The sequence below is a fragment of the Microcystis sp. LE19-10.1B genome (assembly GCF_027530565.1).
GTDB lineage: Bacteria > Cyanobacteriota > Cyanobacteriia > Cyanobacteriales > Microcystaceae > Microcystis > Microcystis aeruginosa.
Window position 1 is genome coordinate 1 of sequence record NZ_JAPZQM010000538.1, and the last position, 1,801, is coordinate 1,801.

The 1,801-nt window shown below is 41.2% G+C and carries 1 protein-coding gene; it reads left to right on the plus strand.

From position 1 onward, the window contains the following. On the plus strand, nt 1–1,719 hold a 1,719-nt coding region (gene ltrA, locus O9332_RS19365), incomplete at its 5' end, for a group II intron reverse transcriptase/maturase (RefSeq protein WP_288026961.1). Between the last annotated feature and the right edge of the window lie 82 nt (nt 1,720–1,801).

Below are 1,801 nucleotides of genomic sequence, written 5' to 3' on the forward strand. Positions count from 1 at the left end.
TACCAAGCGGCTAAATCGGGACAGGGTGCAAAGGTTAGAAAGTTGCAACGTCTATTAGTGAAATCATACTACGCTCGTCTATTAGCAGTTCGCAAAGTAACCCAAGATAATCAAGGAAAGAAAACAGCAGGAGTCGATGGAATGATAGCAGTATCCCCAGAACAAAGGCTAAATCTAACCGAAGAAATCAAAGGAACACTTAAAGCAAAACCGTTAAGAAGGGTGTGGATTCCTAAACCGGGTAGGGATGAAAAACGCCCTCTAGGAATACCAACCATCAAAGATAGAGCAAGACAAGCGTTGATTAAATCGGCACTCGAACCAGAATGGGAGTCAAAGATGGAAGGAACCAGCTACGGTTTCCGACCCGGAAGGTCTGCCCATGACGCAATATCAAGGATATACCTTAGCATTAATAAAAGTAGCTACTTTGTATTAGATGCTGATATTGCCAAGTGTTTTGACCGAATTAATCACGACTTTTTACTGTCTAAAATTCACTGTCCAAGCTCCCTGAAAAGAGATATTAAACAATGGCTCAAAGCAGGAGTATTGGACAACGGCGTATTTGAAGAAACAGAAACAGGGACACCTCAAGGAGGGGTAATAAGTCCACTACTAGCCAACATCGCACTGGATGGAATGGCAAGATTAATTGAAATACTATTCCCCAAAAAGAATAAGATAAATCAAGCTGTTTTAATAAGATATGCCGATGATTTTGTAGTGATTTCACCATCACTCGAAATCATTGAACAGTGCCAAACTGCCATTTCTGAATGGCTAAAGCCTATTGGATTAGAACTCAAACCAGAAAAAACCAGAGTGTGTCACACACTCAAACCCATTGAATATAATGGGAAAACGGAAGAACCCGGTTTTGACTTTCTAGGATTCAATATCAGACAATACCCAGCCGGAAAATACAAAGCAGGTAAAATAACGAAAGGAATACCTAAAACATTCCTAACCCACATTAAACCTAGCCAAAAAGCAGTTAAAGCCCACACAGAAGCGATAAAAGGTGTAATCAAAAAACACAAAACAGCACCTCAATCAGCCCTGATTAGACAATTAAACCCAATCATTAGAGGATGGGCAAACTACTATTCAGGAGTAGTATCCACAGATACCTTCAATAAACTAGACTACACAATCTGGTTAATGTTAAGGGCATGGACAGTATCAAGATGTGGTAAAGCGAACTACAAAAAGCTGAGTAAATATTTTGGACCGGGTACAGTCAAACTCAGCAATGGGAAAGAAAGACACGAATCTTGGTTATTTCAAACCAAAGATGGTGTCCATTTATGGAAACATAATTGGACAGCAATTGTCAGACATACCCTAGTACGCGCCGACGCTTCACCCTACGACGGAAATTGGACTTACTGGGCGACCAGACGAGGACAAGCAATTGACACACCTACAAGAGTAGCCAAACTACTTAAGAAGCAACAAGGCAAGTGTAGCCGATGTGGGCAGTATTTTACCCCATCGGATTTAATTGAAGTTGACCACATTCACCCAATAAGCTTAGGCGGAAAGGATGAATATAAAAACCTTCAATTACTACACCGCCACTGTCACGATGATAAATCGGCATCTGATGGAAGCCTAAAATCATCTAATTCGACATCACCCGATGTTAATGCAGATAATACAAGGTCAACAAAAAGATGTCAAGTTGTATCCTTAACAAGGGAACCGTCAAACTAGGAGCCGTGTGAGGTGAAAGTCTCATGCACGGTTCTGAATGGGAGGGGAGGTCGGTGACGATTTTCTCGACCCCTAATAGTAT